Genomic DNA, 1949 nt, shown 5'->3' on the forward strand with positions numbered 1-1949 from the left:
GGTCGGCGGTGAGGGCCATCTCGCTCATCAGGTGCGAGGAGACGAAGACCGTACGGCCCTCGGCGGCCAGCTGCTTCATCAGGTTCCGCACCCAGAGGATGCCCTCCGGGTCCAGGCCGTTGACCGGCTCGTCGAAGAGCAGCACCTGGGGGTCGCCGAGCAGCGCCGCGGCGATGCCGAGCCGCTGGCCCATACCGAGCGAGAAGCCCTTGGAGCGCTTCCTGGCCACGTCCTGGAGGCCCACGACACCGAGGACCTCGTCGACCCGGCGGGCCGGGATGCCGGACAGCTGCGCCAGGCAGAGCAGGTGGTTACGGGCGTGCCGCCCGCCGTGGACCGCCTTGGCGTCAAGGAGGGCACCGACCTGGCGGGGTGCGTTCGGCAGGTGCCGGTACGGGTGCCCGGCGATGGTCACCCGGCCCGAGGTCGGCTGGTCGAGGCCCAGGATCATGCGCATCGTCGTCGACTTGCCCGAACCGTTGGGTCCGAGGAAGCCGGTGACGGCACCGGGCCGCACCTGGAAGGAAAGGTCGTACACGGCTGTCTTCGCGCCGTAGCGCTTGGTCAGGCCGACTGCCTCGATCATGCTGCACCCATCGACAGGTCATGGCGTCGGGGCACTCGCGTGCTCCCCCGTAAGGCTTAGGAGGATAGCGACACGCTGACGGTTCCCCGAAAACCGGGACCAGTTGGGTGAACGCTCAAGCATCTCGCCTCTTGAGTAGGGCGAAGCCGCCGAGAACGGCCACCACCACCCAGACCACCATGATCGCGAAGCCGCCCCACGGCCCGTACGGGGTGTCGTCGTCGATGGGGCTGACCACCTGCATGATCTTGCTGCCCGCCTGGTCGGGCAGGTACCGGCCGATCTTCTCGGTGGCCGAGACATTCCCCAGGATGTTGGAGATCAGAAAGAAGAACGGCATCAGAATGCCCAGCGCCAGCATCGGGCTGCGCAGCATCGCCGCGACCCCCATCGAGAACACCGCGATCAGCGTCATATAAAGCCCGCCGCCGATCACCGCGCGTAGCACTCCAGGGTCACCGAGCGCGGCCCGGTGATCGCCCAACATGGCCTGACCAAGAAAGAAAGCAGCAAAGCTGGTGGCGAGAGAGACAACCAACGCGAGTCCCGTCGCCACGGCGATCTTGCTGAAGAGGAACTTTCCACGCTGCGGAACAGCGGCCAGCGACGTACGGATCATTCCGGTGCTGTACTCGTTGGACACCACCAGCACCCCGAAAACGATCATTGCCAGCTGACCCAGACTCATCCCGGCGAAACTGACAAACGTCGGATCGAAGGCCCGCTGTTCGTTCGCGCTCAGGTTGTCGAAGTCGTTCTTCACCAGAATGCTGATCAACATCCCGAGGGCGATCGTCACCACCACGGCGAGGCCGAGCGTCCACACCGTCGACGAGACCGACCTGATCTTGGTCCACTCCGACCTCAGTACGCGAGTCGATGACATACGGTCAGCTCTCCTTCCGCGGGGCCTGCGGCTGACCCCAACCGGTCGTGCCTGGACCGCCGTCGGCTGTCGCGTCCCAGCCGTTGGTGTCCGGCGGGCCGGTCTGGGAATGCGCGTGGTACTCCACCGACTCCGCGGTGAGCTGCATGAAGGCGTCCTCCAGCGAGGCCTGCTGCGGGCTCAGTTCATGGAGTACGAGCTGCCGCTGAGCCGCGATCTCACCCAGCCGGTCCGAGCTGACACCGTCCACCTCAAGCGTGCCGTTGCCGGCCTCCACCACCGTGATCCCGGACTCGTGCAGCACATCGCGCAGCCGCTCCTGCTGGGGCGAGCGCAGCCGCACATAGCTGCGGGAGTTGTCCTTGATGAAGTCGGCCATCGCGGTGTCCGCCAGCAGGCGGCCCTGGCCGATGACCACGAGGTGGTCGGCGGTGAGGGCCATCTCGCTCATCAGGTGCGAGGAGACGAAGACCGTAC

2 protein-coding genes and 1 pseudogene are annotated in these 1949 nt (G+C 66.3%); all 3 read right to left on the minus strand.

The window, feature by feature from the left end; all coding sequences use genetic code 11:
- Positions 1-586: ATP-binding cassette domain-containing protein (locus tag U9R90_RS35855; RefSeq protein ID WP_411061657.1), on the minus strand; the 586-nt coding region annotated here is incomplete at its 3' end.
- A 115-nt stretch (positions 587-701) separates the two neighbouring features.
- On the minus strand, positions 702-1472 hold the full coding sequence (locus tag U9R90_RS35860) for an ABC transporter permease (RefSeq protein ID WP_411061659.1): 771 nt from the start codon (positions 1470-1472) through the stop codon (positions 702-704).
- Positions 1473-1476: 4 nt separating this feature from the next.
- A pseudogene (locus U9R90_RS35865) lies at positions 1477-1949 on the minus strand (ABC transporter ATP-binding protein); the annotation flags it as partial.

The organism is Streptomyces sp. E11-3 (assembly GCF_046540415.1).
Lineage (GTDB): Bacteria > Actinomycetota > Actinomycetes > Streptomycetales > Streptomycetaceae > Streptomyces.

Excerpts from the sequence above, each read along its gene's own strand:
- U9R90_RS35860 (WP_411061659.1), bottom strand. The coding sequence starts at position 1,472 with ATGTCATCGACTCGCGTACTGAGGTCGGAGTGGACCAAGATCAGGTCG.